The following is a 16,431-nucleotide window of genomic DNA, read 5'->3' as shown; positions in this document are numbered from 1 at the left end:
CACCAGGTTAGCGAATTTTAAAGGAAATGCTAGCCCTAGTTTTCCTGTATGAGCTTAGCCTTGGAAGCGGCGGCAGTCCTTGACTTCAACTGGTTGTTCCGCGTCGTCAGTAGTGGCTTTGCCCAGCTTCATCAGGGCGTTACGGCCGTGGCGCTGTTGCTCGGTGATCTCCAGGTTTCCGCGGTTACGGGAGACCACGTTGCTGGTCCAGTTCAGAACCGTGAACAAACGGTTGCGCACACCGGTGAGGAACTGCGCGTGGACAACCAGCCACATCAGCCAGCCAACAAAGCCGGTGATCTCGCTGTTTTCCATCTTGACCACGGCGTTTCCGCGGTTGATGATCGCCATCGATCCCTTGTCGAAGTAGTCGAACGCTTCCTTCGGATTCTGCTCGGAATCCTCGCTCGTCTTCGCGTCGATAAGCTTGGCGACGTGCTTGCCGCTCTGGATCGCAACCTGAGCAACACCAGGCAGACGGTTCAGCGACATCATGTCGCCGATGATGTAGACGTTGTCGAGATCGCCGACAGTCATGTCTTCGTTGACGCTGACGCGACCAGCACGGTCGAATTCCACGTCAGCCTGCTCAGCAACCAATTTGCCCAGCGGGGAAGCCTCCACACCGGCGGACCAGATCTTGGTTGGAGATTCGATGGTGTGGACAGAATCATCAGTCATGTTCTTGTACACGACCTTGTCTTCATCCACATCCGAGACCATAGCGTTCAGGCGTACTTCGATGCCTTGCTTTTCCAGGGTGCGCTGGGCCTTCTTGCCCAACTTCTTGCCGAATGGAGGCAGTACCTGTGGCGCACCATCGAGCAGGATGATCTTCGCAGATTCTGGAGAGATGTTCTTAAAGGTATCCTTCAGACCACGCTTGGCAAGCTCAGCCAACTGGCCAGCAAGCTCGACGCCGGTAGGGCCGGCACCGATGATGACGAAAGTCAGCAGGCGGGCGCGCTCTTCTGGATCATCAGTCAGCTCGGCGCGCTCGAATGCACCCAGTAGACGAGAACGGATCTCGAGTGCATCGTCGATGTTCTTCATGCCTGGCGCGTACTGTGCGAAGTGGTTGTTGCCGAAGTATCCCTGGTTGGAACCAGCAGCGATGACCAAGGAGTCATAGGCAAAATCTTTGCTGATATCGCCTTGGGATGCGGTGACGGTCTGCTTTTCGACATCGATACCGGTGACTTCACCGCGTACGACGTCAACGTTGTTCTGCTTGCGCAGTAACTGACGCGTCGACGGCGCGATTTCGCCGGCTGATACCAGGCCGGTTGCCACCTGGTAGAGCATTGGCTGGAACAGGTGGCTGTTGGTGCGGTCGATCAGCGTGATGTCGACATCAGAGCTAGCCAAACCTTGGACTGTGTTCAGGCCACCAAAGCCAGAGCCGATGACGACGACATGGTGACGATCACCTGCAGGACGGTGAGCTTGAGACATAGATACCTCTTCGTAGAAATTGTGCAGTGTAGTTGCAGTGTATTTGAATAAGTACACAGTTAAATATACGCCTATACAGTCTAGTTGCCAGCAACCCTTTGCTAAAATCATTGGGACTATTCGCCCCGCCTGTCGCCGAGTGTTTGCAAGGAGAATTTGTGCACGAGCAACATTTGGCCCACCTTTCCTCCATTGATGCGCAGGCGTGGCCGTCGATTGCAACCGTGCCGAACGGGGCTTTGTTACCGTTGCGTGCCCGGCTTGCCGAAGCGCAATTCGCTAAAGCCTGCGCCAATGCCGACCTTGAACTAGATCCGCAGGCACAACCGGATTTGATCATTGACCACGAGTTTTTCTTTCACCGCATCGCCCAAGCAGGCTGGCTGGGATTGGTGGAGTCGTACATGGCAGGAGAGTGGCGCACCCCGGATTCCGCATCATTGGTGAAGGTCTTGACCCGGTTGCTTGCCACCGGCTACGCGCCACGCGGCAAACAAAAAGTTCCCGTCGAGCCTTACGACGGTGGCCAGATTCCGGTGGATTTGGTGCGGTTGTATTCAGCAGAAAAATCCAGCGGCTTTGCCGGCATCTTTTCGACGGGTGTAGCGACGACCGTGCGTAATTCAGTCAACAGCTATGTCCCGGCCCAACATGGCAGCCACGAACCGAAACAACATTTTGTTGATGTCACCGAGATTTCGGAGCCACAAGATGTCGAGCGTGATGATTTTGCCGATGCGCAGGCTCGCGCGGCGCACTACCTACTGGATGATCTCGGGGTGATAGCGTCAAGCCATGTGCTGGAATTTCCGGCCAACGGCGCAGTTCTTGCCGAGGTAGCTGGCAAGCGTCGTGCAGTCGTCGATGCGCTCAGCAGCGACGCCGAGCATCTCGCCGCTATACGCGATGACCTCGTACTCGCGGGCGTGGATGATAATGTGCACACCCAGCATATTTCGAACCCGCTGCCAACACCTAGCGATTGGCAGGGCCGTTACGACGCAATCGTGTGCATGGAATCGTTTGAGCACTTGGCGCCGCGCGACCGCGTGTATTTCTTGCGGCATGTCGGTCGACTCCTGGCACCTGGTGGCAAGCTAGGACTACAGACGTTGGTCGCTACCGATGGAATGACAGCCTCTGCACGCAATGCGCTGTTAGCATTACGCGCTTATGTCTGGCCCGGCCTGGATTATCAGGATGTCACCGCGCACCACAAGTTGTTTGATCAAAAATCGGGCTTGCGGATTATTAAACAGACCCATTTCGGTTCGCATTACCGCAAATCGCTGCAATTGCAGCGTAGTTTCTTCGAAGGGCATCTGCGCGAGGCTGCCGCCAGTGGCTTTGATTCTGTCTACCGGCGACTCTGGGTGTTTCAGTTCGCACTGCGCGAAACCCTACTGGATTTAGGCATGCTGGACGCGGTGCAATTTACAGCAACGCACCGGCACCGCCGCGGGCGGCGCTAGCGCAAAACTAAGAGGTAGCACATGCCGGTCCAGGCTTAAAATAGCGAGCAGTCTCGAGCAGTCTAGCGACCAGAGTGCAGCGCCAGGTCGTGCCATGGCGATTGCTTGGAGGCTAACGCGCCTGCCGTGGAAGCCATCATGCGCTGCTGGAGGCCATCTGCCTGGCCGTTTTCGCACAGGCGACCGACCAAGAACCCGTCACCGTAATCGCGCCAATCGGTGTGATTGTTTTTCGCTCGTTGTGCACCGACAAGCGCGAATTCGTTCGCCTCGTCTTCGCTAAAGAGCTCGGTGGCAAAGCCCATTGCAGCAAGTCGCACGCCTTGCGCAATGCGCCAACCCGCCAGCGAGCTGGGAAGGGTAGTGGGCAGGAACAAATCGATATCTTCCAGCGACAATAATCGTGTGAGCTGGCGTGCCGCTTCCGAGATTTCTTTGTCGACCAGCTGGGCATCCGCGTGCTCGTCGATAGCAGGTGCGTATTTTGCGCGTAGGCTGTTGGCGATCTTCTCCAAAGCCTGCGTTTGGCGTTTTTCCAGGTCCCAGCCGCGGATTTCTTGTAGATCAGCGCGGATCAGGCGATAAGCCTCGTGATCCGGTTCATCCAGGTAACGTGCGATAGCAGTGCGTAAGCTTGCGGCATCGGAAACCTGGTGTTGGTTTTCCAGGTGCTTCCAGATTTCTTTCCTGCGTTCTTCGTCATAGCTTGCTGGTGCATCCAGCGGGATCTTGCTACCCACTAAATATGGTGCTTGCAGCGACCAGCCGAGCCGGGTTTCGTCGTCAAGCGTGCCCATTGCCGCGACCGGAAGTTCCTGGGCGTTTTTGCGCATCGACGAGAAGATCTCTTCGTAGCTGTTGGATTTGATAGGAGGGAAGGTCTCGGTGTGCAAGGGCAGTTCGACCCACGGCGAACCAGGTGCTGTGAGCAGCGCCGCAGCGTTATGAAAAATAAATCGGAAATGCTCACCAATTTTGCTGGCCAGCATTGCTTCTCCGTAAATCAGCGCCGCGACATATTCGTCCCAGGTGTCATAAGCTCGCGCAATGCCGAGAATACACTTGACGATAATCGGACGTACCTCACTGGGCTTGATCAAGCCGGCACCTGCGCCGAGGTTGAGTTGCCGTACCGCAGCGGCAAAATAGAAGCCAGCCAAGCTACGCGGAAGGTCGGCTGGAATCAAAACGTCAGCATCCGGATTAAGCAGCGGACGCATTAAACGGTTGGCTTCGGATTCCAAGGTCGCAAAAGGTGCCTCTGGAAGAGCCGCCGATAATGCGTTGACCAACACGCTGGTCTGACTTGCGCGTTTTTCGAGTGGAAGCTGGCGAATCTCTTGCAGCGTTGCTCGTCCTGCTTCGTAGGCCTTGTCGTGAGTGTGCTGCGAGGCTTTTTGTGCAGAAGTCAACAAATCTTTTCGACTGTTAATGTTCCATGCTTTCGACAAAAACTGCGCCAGTTGGGGATTGGCTGTTGCTTTGACGATGTTGCCTTCATCGTCACGCTCGATCTTCGGCATCGCCGGCAAGGGGCCATCCGGAGCGATATTGGGACGCAAGAAATAGGGCGCCACGACCGACCAACCGCGACGGAGCATCTCGTCTTTTACACCAGATTTTTGCAAGTCGAAATCAAAACCGCGTTGCTGGGCCTTGGCGAGATAATCCTCGTAATTGGTTGCTTCAGTCAGGAAAACTGCATCGATCTTTCGTTCAGCCATACCCACCAGCATACCGGCGTACTTGCGGCCCGGACCGGAATGGTGCGCAAATATTAATCAGGACAGAGGAGTGAACGGACAATCTTTAAAGTGACATAATGTCAATTATCGGACAATTAAGGAGGGGTGATAACGGCACCGGTTAGACGCAAATTCGCCGCTTTAACCGTTCTTTTTGGCAAAGCTCAAACGAATATCGACCGTGCCCGTCTCTGCAATCTTGGCTGCGATCAAATCTGGCGAATGCACACCGAAGTCTTCACGGTTGATCTCGACCTCGCCAGAAACGATCAACATCTCGCCGTCGCGCAATGCCTGGAACTGCGCGTCGACAAGCTCCCTGTGATCTTTGATCGTCAGCTCGCCTGCAATATCAATGACTCCGGCCGTGCCATCTTCTGGTAATTGTGAGACGTCGACCGGCTCTGTGAGCGCAAACGTTGCCGTCGGGAACTTGCTGGTCTCAAACAGCTTGTCTTTCATGTTAACGTCACGGACATCGCGGTCCGTTGACAATTCGTTCATGTCTACCTCAACCGTGGCGAACTCCAGCGTGGAATCGCTAATTTCGGCTTCACCGGTGACATAACCTGTCGAACCAGACGTCACACGCTCGTCACCAGGCAAAATCTCCGAAAAGGTAAAGCCCACCGAGGTGATATTCGGGTTTTTACCCTCTACCACATGCCAATGCCCATCCAGCGGCGTTGATGCAGCTTGTGCGCGCGAATCGCTCAGCGGTTCAGTCTTGACACCTGGCCCAGTGAACACGCGGTACAGCAACGGAACCAGGCTGATTAGAGCCAAAATAACAATGAGGACGACGAAAATCACGATGACTGATTTACGACGTTTCATGGGAGCCTTCTTCATCATTACCTCAACTTCTCTATGGAACGCGCTAATTCAATAAGCTCGGCACACAGTTGCCCAAGTTCTTCTGTGGACGCTTCTTCAGCTGCCGCCCACGCGATATCTTCGGCCGCACACCGCAACTGAAACAACGAATCGTGCAGCATATCCGCTTTGGCTTTGCTTAATATTACGGCATCGGGGGCGATTTCTGTGCCCGCTAGATTTTGACGTTGCTCATACGCTCGTTGCTTGCATGAGGTACTGCAGTATTTTCGTGGCCGACCGCGCCCCTGGACGGCAACCTCAGCACCGCACCACTGGCATGGGTTGGGGCGGGTTTCTTGGTTGGCTGATGGGTAGGCAGACACCCTCGTTATTTTAGTCTATTGACGAAAAGAACGAAAAGACCGAATAAATCGTCTCTGGGAACAAAATCTACTTCTCGTGCGTTATAGTGGTAGATCGATATCCTGGCGAATTTTCTGCTCCTGTTCGGGGCGGAAACTTCGTCAATGCCCCCGGAATAAACTAAGGATGTGTCCCACTTATGGCAGATCGCGTGTTGCGCGGCAGCCGCATGGGTGCTGTCAGTTACGAAACTGATCGCGACCATGACCTGGCACCACGCCAAATGGTGAAATATCGCACCGAAGACGGCGATGTCTACGAAGTTCCATTCGCCGACGATGCGGAAATCCCAGAAGAGTGGCTCTGCAAAAACGGCAAATGGGGAACCCTCGTGGAAGGCGAAGGCGTCGAGTCGAAGCCAGTTAAGCCACCACGCACCCACTGGGACATGCTGTGTGAACGTCGCAGCATCGAAGAACTCGATAAACTCCTCGAAGAGCGCATCGAGCACCTGCGCAAGCGCCGCCGTACGGCAGCCAAATTGCTGAAGGAACAAAAAGAACAGCAGGAAGCAGAAGGCAAATAACACTGCCTGAATTAACTGCGGGAAGTGCCAGTCTCCCACCGATTACTCACCGGGAGCTGGCACTTTTTGCTATTTAACCGTTGAACGCTGCTTGTTGATCTGTGCGGCGAAATCACGCACCACAGCAGATACCATGCCCGCAGCACCTGCCACTCGCGACGGCACTTTCGCCAGCGAAGAATCCCGCAACTCGTGTTTCCCGAGCTCTCCGGCGCTCGCGGCGAAATCGCGTACCTGTTGCGTCCGGTGCGCAATTCCCCACCGCGTTACCTCCGCAAGCGAATCCGTCACAAAGGATCCATCCAACTTCGATTCGCCATATTCCCGTTCGGTGAACGTGATTGGAACCTCGGCGATCACAAACCCAGCGTTGATCGCACGCCGTGCCAGATCCACCTGGAAAATATAGCCCGCATTCGACAAATCTTCGAGATCCAGCGCTTCGAGCACGCTGCGCCGATAAGCCCGGTAGCCAGCTGTCATATCCGACAACCCAGCTCCCAAAGCCAGCGATATATAGAGATTTCCGCCGCGTGAGAGCCACTCGCGGTTTTTCGGCCAGTTGACGACTTCCCCACCCGGTACGTAGCGCGAACCGATCACCGCATCTTCCCCAGCATCGATGGCATCGAGCAGCAAATGAAGCTGTTCTGGTGCATGTGAACCGTCCGCGTCCATCTCGCACAGAACTTGGTAATCACGCTCTAAACCCCACTGGAAACCGGCGACATAGGCACCGCACAGCCCGCCCTTGCCGGCGCGATGCAGTACTTTGACCGCGGCATCTTCGGCTGCTAAATCGTCGGCAAGCTCGCCGGTGCCATCCGGGGAATTATCATCGACGACCAAAACATCAACGCGCGGCTCCGCCTTGCGCAGACGAGCAACAATGCGTGGCAAATTTTCCTTCTCGTTATAAGTCGGAATGATAACGAGAGTCTTCGCAGACGGTGCGGCGGACTCAGTCATGGTGGGTTACTCCTTCACACGACGACGGAACACAGCAAGACTACCCAATAATACTCCTGCCACAACCAGCACGAGTTCAAGCATCTGCCCGTAACGAACCGCCGGGGTTATCCCTGAGCGCAAAGGCAGCGTATCGACGAGATGATTCGCTTCGAAAATTTCGGTATCGGCCAAGACCTTGCCCGCTGGATCTACCAGTGCGGACACACCGCTGGTCGCCGGAACTACCACGGTACGGTCGGTCTCAATAGCGCGCATGCGCGACATCGCCAATTGTTGGTAGGTCATGTCTGTAAAACCGAATGTCGCGTTATTCGTCGGCGAGGTGAGAATGCTCGCACCATTGTCGATGGAGCGACGGAAAGCCTCGTCGAAAGCCACTTCATAGCAGGTAGCGACGCCAATTGCGACGTGGCCGTCGGCTGCATCGGTTGCATCTGTGTTGCCATGTTCTCGTGTGGTGGCCGCACGGTGCGTTGTCACATCAAGCACTCCGTTGCCATCACCGGGGACGAAATTCCCCGCCATTTCAGCATATTCTGAAAGCTTTTCAAACAAGCCGCGCAGCGGTAGCGTCTCGCCGAATGGCTGTAAATAAACTTTGTCGTGAAATTCGCCAGGGGTCATCTTGCTACGCGGCGCCGTCGCATCAGGCGCGAAAACCTGCATCGTGTTATACGGGTTCCCATCACGGTGCGTGATTGTGCCGACCACGATCGGCGTATCGACGGCTTCCACCGCGCTAGCAATCGCGTCATAGGCTTCTTGGTCGCTAAACGGATTCACGTCCGAAGAGTTTTCTGGCCAGATGATGACGTCAATATCTGCGGCATCGTCGGCAAGCTTCTTGGTCTCTCGCACGTGATTATTCAGCACTGCCCTGCGCTGCGCAGCAAAATCAAGGCCAAGGCGTGGGACATTGCCCTGAATCGCGGCAACGGTGATCTCATCAAACGTGTTGCCTGGCCGGTTGAGCTGCAACGTCGCGACCGCACCACCGAGCAACGGGATAATGATCATCGCGATGCTAACACCACGCTGCAGGCTGCGCTGCGCCTGACTGGAAACCATGTGGGTGCTCGTCGCCGTGGTGCGTTCGTTGCCGCGGAAAATGCGTGTGCTGGCGAGCAATTGTGCCAACCCGACGCCAATATACATCGCGGCGACTGTAACCAATGCCGGCCCGCCCCATTGCGCGAGACCAGCCAGCGGGCCTTCGATCTGCCCCCACGCGAGACGAACCCAGCCAAAACCACCGAACGGGAAGGAACTCCGCGCAAATTCGATGGCGAGATACCACAGTGGAAAGGCAACGAAGCCCCAACGTGAGCGCGCCAGAGCCACCCCGCCGAGACCAGTCAGAATCGCATACAGAGAACACGCGATCGCCAAAGCTATATACGGCGGGTTGCCGACGAATTCTCCGATCCACGGCAATAACAACAGATAGCAAGACATACCGTGCACGAATCCGATGGCAGCACCCTGCGCCATGGTCGGGCGCACGCTCGTCGGCCTCGCGCGGGCGCGTCCTCGGGGCCACGGCAATACGGCCGCATACAATAAACCACCGGCTAGAATACCGGCAGCCCACCAGCCTAAAGGCTCATATGAGGTAAATGCTGCGGCGCCGGAAAGTACCGCGAGTACCAGGCGGATTAAAAAAATAAGCATCACTGAAATCTAACCGGTAAAAAGCCCGAACCATGGTGACACAATCTGTGCCGAAGCCCCAGCTGACGTGCAAAACTTTGAGTCAATTAATGGGATCCATCGTGGCGCGAATCGTCATCCTTGGCATCTGGCTCGTCGGAATTATTCTTCTCAGAATTATTCTTCTCGGAAGCGAAGTCCTCGGGGCGCATCGACTCCGCCCATTTGCGCAACTCCTCTTCATCGAATTTATCGATTTTATCGAAAGCAGAATCGCTGTTGTCTGAGCTGTCGGTGTCTGACCTATCGATGTCCGAATTATCGATGGCTGAACTATCGATAACAGAACCCCGACTGCCCGCACTACCCTGTCCAGTAGGGCCTTGACCAGGTGAAAAACCAAAGCTGCCGTAACTGGCGGTTTTCCGTCCAGCGGACGAGGCTTCGAAAAAACGCACCCCAAGTTTTTCCATGCTGCGCAGCATGCGGCCCAACAAGAAACCGCGAATAATCGGCCGTGTCAGCGGAAAAACTAACAGCAGACCGATGATGGCCGTGACGAATCCGGGAATGCTCAACAACAATGCGCCCGCCAACGTCAGACCGATATCACCGGCAGACTTGCGGTTTTGCTGTGCATGCATTTTCTGTAGATCTTCGCTGTTGAATACATCGTCGTCAAGCCCACCGGCACGCTGGTTTTGCAAGCGCTGCACCAAAGAGGCTTGGCTTGCTGCGATACGACGCAGCTCCACGCGAGTGATCACAATGCCCAAGAACACCGTGGCCAATAATGCGACGAGCGCCCACCCAAATCCAATCAGGCTAGCGACCGCCCAAAACGCCAGGAATTCGGCGAGCATATAGAAAAATAAGATCACGAATGGCATGCCCACTACCCTACCTAGAAGTCTTTAGCTGCCAATAGCCACCACGCCGCGGTTAATTGCGCCAATTGCCTGACCAGCAATACGCTTGACGTCCGTGCTATAACCCGTCTTGGCGACCTGCTGTAGCAGATCAATCACCTGCCGGCACCACCGTACGAAGTCACCAGGAGTCAGCTCAGCTCCGGATTCATTAGCCGCCGCCAAACAATAACCCAACGGCGCGCCCGCGCACCACTGGTGGATTGCGATACTGAAACCTGGTTCTGGCTCGCGTGTCGTAGGCAATTTATGACGCTGTTCGTCGGCGATGAGTTCGTGCCACAGCCGCATCGTGTTCTCCATGGCCAAAGTCATCGCATCGCTAATGCCTGCTAGCTGTTGCCCGCCGGTTGCTCGTCGGTTCTCGAAGGCGCACATGGCGACGACGCCAGCAAGCTCAGCGGGGTCTAGATCTTGCCAAATTCCGCGCTTCAAACACTGCGCCACCAGCAAGTCGGAGGTATTGTGCACCTGCGCGAGCCTCTCGCCTTCCGCACTGACCACAGGCTCGCCGTCGATGATGTCGACGTAGTCCAACTCGGTCAACAAATCCACAATGCGGCGCAGCATATCGCCCAAAGTCTCGGTAGCCTTATCGACGGTGTTCTGCAGTTTCTCCAGCTCACCTTTCCGGCGCAGGTATTTTTGCGCCAGTTGCGTTAGCTGTTCACGCTCCAGTGCTGGCCAGGCATGCGCTGGGTGCTCTTTCATCTTGGACCTGAGGGTTTTGATGCGATCGGTATCGCGCACGCGCGCTTTCATCTTCATCTTGCGTGGCCGCGGATATTTCTCTTTGGCAAACTTGTCGACGACGACGTGGCTATGGCGCCGCGGATTCTTCAATGCCTTGCCGGGCAGCTTCATTCGCCCGATTAGAGCTGGTGGATTCTCAAACCCAGTGGCATCGATGCGTGCCGACCAACCTTTCTCTGTCGTGATCCACGGACGCGGATCCGCAGTTTGGTTGGCGGGAGTATTCACCACCGCTAGCACCGGCCGCTTTTTGCTCGGCAACGCGATGACATCGCCAATTTGCAGTTTCGCCAGCACCGCACGGGTTTCGTCGGCACGGTTACTTTTCGCCTGCGATTTCACGGATTTTTCTTCTGCACTGAGCTGTTTACGCAGTTCGACGTATTCAGACAACAGTTGTGCAGGATCTTGTTCGTCGGTGATCGGCGGGGCGAATGCAGCGATGGCGTCGTTCAATTGTTCGCGAAGCTTGTCGACGCGATGGGTTGCGCGCTCAATCTCGCGGGTTTCTTCGACCACTGAGCCATCAGCTTGGTACTGCGCAAACGATTTCTCCAGCAGACGCAAGGAATCATCCATGCCGAGATTTTTCAGCAAGTTGATGGCCATGTTGTAGCCCGGTTCGAACGTCGAAATGAGCGGGTATGTCCGCGTCGACGCGAGGCCTGCGACGCGCTGTGGATCCATCGCCGGTGCCCATTGCACCACCGCATTGCCCAGGGTGTCGATGCCGCGTCGTCCAGCACGTCCGGTCAACTGCGTATATTGGCCTGGGGTGAGTTCCACGTGGGCTTCGCCATTGAACTTCACAAGTTTTTCCAACACCACGCTGCGGGCAGGCATATTAATACCGAGCGCGAGAGTTTCGGTGGCGAATACCGCACGCACCAGCCCGCGAACAAACAGCTCTTCGACGATATGGCGAAACGCTGGCAGCATTCCGGCATGGTGCGCAGCAAAACCGCGGATCAGCGCCTTGCGCCACTGCGAAAACCGCAGAATCTCTAAGTCTTCTTCCGGGATGCCAGCAACACCGGCATCGATGATTTCAGCAATGGTGGTCTGCTCATCCGGATCAGTCAACACCATCTTCGAGCGTAGGCATTGATGCAACGCACCATCACAGCCGGCCCGAGAAAAAATAAAGATGATGGCAGGCAACATGTTCTGCCCCTGCAAAAGTCGCAAGACTTCTGGCCGCCCCAGCGGACGGTAGCGATCTTGCTGGCGCACTGCCCCGCTACGCGAGCCCCCGGAGCCAGAACGCGAGCGAAAACCTTGCCCCGGGCGGAAGTCAGCCCGGCCATCAGCAACATCTCCGGCTTCTAATCGCGCGACGCGACGCTGCAATTCGGCGTTGACTTGTCTGTTCTCAGCGGTGTCATTAGCGGCAGTGTCGTTACCGGGGGCAAACAGCGGGAATACCTTCTGCCCGATGAGCATCCATTGCTCTAGTGGAACCGGGCGCTCTTCCGAGACAATGACCTCGGTATCACCGCGCACCGCGGATAACCAGCGACCGAATTCTTCCGAATTGGATACTGTCGCCGATAAACCGATGATTGAGACATGTTCTTCCAGGTTCAGGATGACTTCTTCCCACACCGCACCGCGTGATTGATCGGCGAGAAAGTGAATTTCGTCCATCACGACGTGGGTGAGGCGATCCAGCGCCGGTGATTGCGCATAAATCATGTTGCGCAGCACCTCGGTGGTCATGACAACAATCTCAGCATCAGGTTGGAAAGACACGTCGCCGGTCAGCAGCCCCACGGCGTCTTCGCCATGAGCCGCAACCAGGTCATGGAATTTCTGGTTGCTCAAGGCTTTGATTGGCGTGGTGTAAAAACATTTGGTGCCACGAGACAGCGCAAGCGAAACCGCGAATTCGCCGACTACCGTTTTTCCGGCACCAGTCGGAGCGCACACCAACACCCCGTGGCCGTTTTCCACGGCCGTGCACCCTTGGATTTGAAATGGATCGAGTTCGTAAGTCAGTTGGCTGCGAAAGGTCTCTAAATGGGTGCTGATCATAATTATCTAGGCTACAAAATGTCGTCGAAGCCCGAGGCCTGGGGCTTCCGGTTTTCCGCTACCGACGGGGGTGATACCCGGGGCGTGTGCGCCGAGGCGGTGTGCTGGCCGACGGAGGTTGGCACCGCGGTGGGCTCTGGCTGATAATCCAATGGCGCAGCTTCGTCGTCGTCAAGACCTGCCCAGTCTGGTTCATTTTTTGCGCGTCGTTTGTCATTGATCCGGCAGAACTGGAAGGACAGCTCCACCAACAGACAAATCGCAACTGCAAGAATTGTCAGCGAATACGGGTCTTGTGCCGGAGTGATGAGCGCCGAGAAAATGAAGATGAGCACAATCGCGTGGCGACGTTTGGTGCGCACGGCTTCGTAGCGCAATACCCCAATCAAGTTGAGCATCACGATCACGAGCGGAATTTCGAAGCTCACACCGAAGATCACCATGATGGCGACGACAAAGCTGAAATATTCCTGCCCTGTCAGTGCCGCGGTTTGGAAATCCGAGCCGATCGTCAGCAGGTAATTCAAGCCGAGCGACAGCGAGAAATACGCAAGGACGGTACCAGCTAAGAACAGCAGAACTGCGATGGTAACGAAGCTAAACGTCCACCGTCGTTCGTTGTGCAGCAGCCCGGGAGTGATGAACTTCCAGATCTGGTACAACCACACCGGTGCGGCCAATACTGTGCCAGCGAGAGCGCCAATCTTTAAGCGCAACATGAACATTTCCATTGCGCTGGTTGCCAGCAGGCGGCATTCGCCGTTGGCAGTGAAATCAGCTCGCAGTTCCGGATCAACTCCGCAGTATGGTCCGCGCAAGATCTCACCGAGTGCTGGTATGGGACCGGGTGCGTTCTGGTACCAGATAAAGCCCACTATTGCCCCGACAATGACTGAGATCGTCGAGATAATGACTCGTCGGCGCAGTTCTTTCAGGTGCTCTACCAGAGGCATATCGCCCGTGGGGGATTTTTTCTTTCGCGCCGAGCCCGTCGCTTTTAGGCGTAACCGCGACATGATACTGGAGCCACTACGCGAGACATGGCCAGAACGCCCGGGGCGAGGTGTGCCGTCCGGACGTGTGGAGCCGGGGTGTGCCGGCTGTGAGTGAGGTGTATTCATCAACGTGGCCTATTCGCGACTGCTGTGTGAGCTCATGCGAGATTGGTGGTGCAGAATTAGTTTTGAGACCGTGGCTGATTTTCGGGTTTGTTCCAGAAATCTTCAGCGTCCATGTTTGGCTGTTGCTTTTGTGCCTGCGTATTCTGCTGCCCAATGGCCTGTTGGCCTTGCTGGCTGCTGTAACTGCCGTAGCTGTTCTGGTTATTCTGGCTGTTCTGGTTGTTTTGAAATTGGCTTTCGTCGTTACCCATCTCACGCATTTCAGACTTCAGGATGCGCGTAGAACGACCCACAGATCGTGCGAGATCTGGCAATTTCTTTGCGCCAAACAGCAGCAAGATGATGACCAGGATCAAAAGAATTTGTGTAGGGCTGATGCTCATGAATCGCGCCTTTCTCAACGTCACAGCCATCGTAACGACGTGTTACGTAAGCTGGGCGAGTCTCTAAGAATTATTCGTCTTCACCATACTATAACGCTGAAGACCCGCCTGGGCCTGTTCACGCACGGCTTGTACAAGATCACTAGGGCCGATCACCCGTAGATGATCCGCATGACTGAGTGCGAACCGGGCAAACCAATTCGCGCTGCCGACCGGCATGCGTGCGCTTACCCACCTCGTAGTGGTCTCTGCTGCATCGGAAGTTCTGCTCATGTCGTATTCATCGAGCATCCACAACGCATCCGGGGCGATCTCCACCTCGGCGGAGCTGCTATCCCGAAAGCCGAAGGGATCGTCGCTGGAAAACCGGAGCTGCGCAGAACGCGGTTTAGCCCGCTCATTCAAGACTTCGACACTGCGCATGCGGTCGATACGAAAGGTTCGATGCTCGCCGTAGTCTTCGACAAAGGCAGTGAGATAGGCTGCGTCACCACGGATAAAAATTCGCGCGGGATCAACGACACGCCTGGTGGTGGCATTTGATGATGCAGACCAGTAGTCGAAGCGCACCCGCTTTTTCACGCTCAAAGCCTCGTTAATGCGCAACTGCGCATCTTCGTCGTCTGGCGTTGCAGAGGAATGGTCGGCAATGGCGTCGTAAATCGCCTGGGAACGCTCATCCATGATGGAGCGCAATTTTTCTGCGGCCGAGGCAACCGCGGACCGGTCTACCAGCCCGGGCATGGTCTCGAGCACTTCGACGGTCAGTAACAGTGCCCCAGCCTCGGTCGGTGTTAAGCGCAGCGAAGAATCCATCCCTTGGTCATCGTGAATGACCACACCTTTGGTCAGTTCATAACTGAGATCGATGAGATCTTGCGTGTCGGCGCTGATCCCGCTGCAGTGCAAACGTCCCAATGCCCGGACCAGCTCATCGGGGCTCAGGCTTAGGTCTTTTGCGGCCTCAAACACGCTGCGCTCTGGGTGGGCTTTGAAATACGGAACCAAGTTCAATGACTGCACCAGCGCCGCGAGTTTCTGCGGAGAATCAGCACTCATACTGCGCTCGCTTTCTCTAACAATTCTTGCACCCGGTGTCGAATCGATTCTGGAGATTCCACCACAGCTTCCGCGGCATACGCGGCACACGTGCGCACCAGCCAGTCCTTGTCGACGCCCGAGATTTCCACTACGATTTCGTCGCCAGCGCCGCCACTTTCGTTGCCGTCGGAAAGAACTTGACCGTTCTGCTCCAACGGCGGCGCGGCACCACGGCGGGTAAGTATCCTCGCCGACGCTGTATCACGCGCTGCCAAAGTCTTGTCGACGATTTCGCGCAATGAACCAGTCGGTTGCGTGTGGGTCGCTGCTTGTCGTGATCTGCGGATATCGCTGATACGGGTGGAGCGAAATGAGCGCTCTGCCTGCCGGTCAACATCCCAGCCGACAACGTAGAGTCGGTTGCGGTGTGGAACAATCCCCCACAAATCCATGGTGCGGCGTTGCACCTGGGCACCGGAATGGTGTTGATAATTAAAAGAAATGCGCAGCTTATGCGCCACACCAGTAAGAATCGCCCGGAGAATTTCTGGGTCCAGGCGAGTGATGTCATTATCCGCTACAAACCCAGGCCCTGGGGTGATCTCGCGGTGCGCACCAGATGCCGCAAGTTTTATCCAGCCCGCGTTGCTGAGAGCTCCGAGACCACTGTTCGGGCCAACCTCGCTCGCAATTCCCAGCACGGTTGCCTCTTCTGGGGTAAACGAGATTTCTGGAAGGTGGTACGTCTCCGGATTCAAGCGGTAATTCGTGCCATTCTCGCCTGCGAAGCTTTCGATATACACACCGGCACGCGCCAAAGTGGCGACATCACGCTGCAATTGCACCCGAAAGCTATGCGGGTTGTCGTGATATCCGGCAACGTTGGCGTGAATCCACTCCGCGCTGCGGTCTGGGCGACCTGCAGACTGTGCAGCGCCACGCAGGGCGAAAGTGAGATTGGTGAGCCGCTCGACGGCAGCATCATAACGAGGAGCGGCCGGTTGACGCGGTGCCGATTGCGAGGCAGCGGCGTGCGAGGTTATATTCCGTGCTGCTGCGGCTGACATGGTGGGTACTCCGTATCGCTAGCGATCGTGTGTGCCCCGGC

The 16,431-nt window shown here is 55.9% G+C and carries 13 protein-coding genes; 2 read left to right on the top strand and 11 right to left on the bottom strand.

Annotation, left to right across the window (positions count from 1 at the left end):
- Positions 1–54 precede the first annotated feature (54 nt).
- On the bottom strand, positions 55–1,455 hold the full coding sequence (locus U1140_RS04500; RefSeq protein ID WP_369846339.1) for an NAD(P)/FAD-dependent oxidoreductase: 1,401 nt from the start codon (positions 1,453–1,455) through the stop codon (positions 55–57).
- Between the two features lie 158 nt (positions 1,456–1,613).
- On the opposite strand from U1140_RS04500, the gene U1140_RS04495 reads away from it, so the two are divergent.
- Positions 1,614–2,927 carry a cyclopropane-fatty-acyl-phospholipid synthase family protein gene (locus tag U1140_RS04495; protein WP_369846338.1) on the top strand — a complete coding sequence of 438 codons (1,314 nt, stop codon included), beginning with the start codon at positions 1,614–1,616 and terminating at the stop codon, positions 2,925–2,927.
- Positions 2,928–2,989: 62 nt separating this feature from the next.
- On the opposite strand, the gene U1140_RS04490 is transcribed toward U1140_RS04495, so the two are convergent.
- The gene (locus U1140_RS04490; protein WP_369846337.1) at positions 2,990–4,651 is read right to left on the bottom strand and encodes a DUF1266 domain-containing protein; all 1,662 of its coding nucleotides are present in this window, start codon (positions 4,649–4,651) and stop codon (positions 2,990–2,992) included.
- Positions 4,652–4,813: 162 nt separating this feature from the next.
- Positions 4,814–5,509 (bottom strand): YceI family protein, encoded by a 696-nt coding sequence (locus tag U1140_RS04485; protein WP_369846335.1) that lies wholly within the window; start codon positions 5,507–5,509, stop codon positions 4,814–4,816.
- Between the two features lie 544 nt (positions 5,510–6,053).
- Between U1140_RS04485 and U1140_RS04480 the strand changes: the two genes are divergently transcribed.
- A complete protein-coding gene (locus U1140_RS04480; RefSeq protein WP_369846334.1) occupies positions 6,054–6,440 on the top strand; it encodes an RNA polymerase-binding protein RbpA in 387 nt (128 codons plus the stop codon).
- A 69-nt stretch (positions 6,441–6,509) separates the two neighbouring features.
- Here U1140_RS04480 and U1140_RS04475 read toward each other — a convergent pair whose 3' ends face one another.
- The 8 genes from U1140_RS04475 to U1140_RS04440 all read right to left on the bottom strand — a co-directional run bounded on the left by U1140_RS04475 (position 6,510) and on the right by U1140_RS04440 (position 16,390).
- Positions 6,510–7,409: a polyprenol monophosphomannose synthase gene (locus U1140_RS04475; protein WP_369846333.1), complete on the bottom strand. Its 900-nt coding sequence runs from the start codon at positions 7,407–7,409 to the stop codon at positions 6,510–6,512.
- A 6-nt stretch (positions 7,410–7,415) separates the two neighbouring features.
- Positions 7,416–9,083: an apolipoprotein N-acyltransferase gene (gene lnt, locus U1140_RS04470; protein WP_369846332.1), complete on the bottom strand. Its 1,668-nt coding sequence runs from the start codon at positions 9,081–9,083 to the stop codon at positions 7,416–7,418.
- Between the two features lie 86 nt (positions 9,084–9,169).
- Positions 9,170–9,952, bottom strand: coding sequence for an FxsA family protein (locus U1140_RS04465; RefSeq protein ID WP_369846331.1), 783 nt, complete (start codon positions 9,950–9,952; stop codon positions 9,170–9,172).
- Positions 9,953–9,976: 24 nt separating this feature from the next.
- Positions 9,977–12,778 (bottom strand): DEAD/DEAH box helicase, encoded by a 2,802-nt coding sequence (locus tag U1140_RS04460; RefSeq protein ID WP_369846330.1) that lies wholly within the window; start codon positions 12,776–12,778, stop codon positions 9,977–9,979.
- An 11-nt stretch (positions 12,779–12,789) separates the two neighbouring features.
- A complete protein-coding gene (gene tatC, locus U1140_RS04455) occupies positions 12,790–13,731 on the bottom strand; it encodes a twin-arginine translocase subunit TatC (RefSeq protein ID WP_369846387.1) in 942 nt (313 codons plus the stop codon).
- Between the two features lie 224 nt (positions 13,732–13,955).
- Positions 13,956–14,282, bottom strand: coding sequence for a Sec-independent protein translocase subunit TatA (gene tatA / locus U1140_RS04450; RefSeq protein ID WP_369846329.1), 327 nt, complete (start codon positions 14,280–14,282; stop codon positions 13,956–13,958).
- Between the two features lie 63 nt (positions 14,283–14,345).
- Complete coding sequence (locus tag U1140_RS04445) at positions 14,346–15,341, bottom strand: helix-turn-helix transcriptional regulator (protein WP_369846328.1); 996 nt, start codon at positions 15,339–15,341, stop codon at positions 14,346–14,348.
- Positions 15,338–16,390: a helix-turn-helix transcriptional regulator gene (locus U1140_RS04440; RefSeq protein WP_369846327.1), complete on the bottom strand. Its 1,053-nt coding sequence runs from the start codon at positions 16,388–16,390 to the stop codon at positions 15,338–15,340. The genes U1140_RS04445 and U1140_RS04440 overlap by 4 nt, the downstream gene beginning before the upstream one ends.
- Positions 16,391–16,431: the final 41 nt, after the last annotated feature.

Source organism: Corynebacterium drakensteinense (genome assembly GCF_041224285.1).
Lineage (GTDB): Bacteria > Actinomycetota > Actinomycetes > Mycobacteriales > Mycobacteriaceae > Corynebacterium.
Note: the sequence above shows the minus strand (reverse complement) of the source record. Positions and strands in the feature narration are given on the sequence as shown.

Bases quoted from the DNA above. Each gene is read 5' to 3' on its own strand.
- lnt (WP_369846332.1), bottom strand. From the start codon at position 9,083: ATGCTTATTTTTTTAATCCGCCTGGTACTCGCGGTACTTTCCGGCGCC.
- U1140_RS04460 (WP_369846330.1), bottom strand. From the start codon at position 12,778: ATGATCAGCACCCATTTAGAGACCTTTCGCAGCCAACTGACTTACGAA.
- U1140_RS04480 (WP_369846334.1), top strand. From the start codon at position 6,054: ATGGCAGATCGCGTGTTGCGCGGCAGCCGCATGGGTGCTGTCAGTTAC.
- U1140_RS04490 (WP_369846337.1), bottom strand. From the start codon at position 4,651: ATGGCTGAACGAAAGATCGATGCAGTTTTCCTGACTGAAGCAACCAAT.
- tatC (WP_369846387.1), bottom strand. From the start codon at position 13,731: ATGCCTCTGGTAGAGCACCTGAAAGAACTGCGCCGACGAGTCATTATC.
- U1140_RS04485 (WP_369846335.1), bottom strand. From the start codon at position 5,509: ATGAAACGTCGTAAATCAGTCATCGTGATTTTCGTCGTCCTCATTGTT.
- tatA (WP_369846329.1), bottom strand. From the start codon at position 14,282: ATGAGCATCAGCCCTACACAAATTCTTTTGATCCTGGTCATCATCTTG.
- U1140_RS04465 (WP_369846331.1), bottom strand. From the start codon at position 9,952: ATGCCATTCGTGATCTTATTTTTCTATATGCTCGCCGAATTCCTGGCG.
- U1140_RS04445 (WP_369846328.1), bottom strand. From the start codon at position 15,341: ATGAGTGCTGATTCTCCGCAGAAACTCGCGGCGCTGGTGCAGTCATTG.
- U1140_RS04475 (WP_369846333.1), bottom strand. From the start codon at position 7,409: ATGACTGAGTCCGCCGCACCGTCTGCGAAGACTCTCGTTATCATTCCG.
- U1140_RS04440 (WP_369846327.1), bottom strand. From the start codon at position 16,390: ATGTCAGCCGCAGCAGCACGGAATATAACCTCGCACGCCGCTGCCTCG.
- U1140_RS04500 (WP_369846339.1), bottom strand. From the start codon at position 1,455: ATGTCTCAAGCTCACCGTCCTGCAGGTGATCGTCACCATGTCGTCGTC.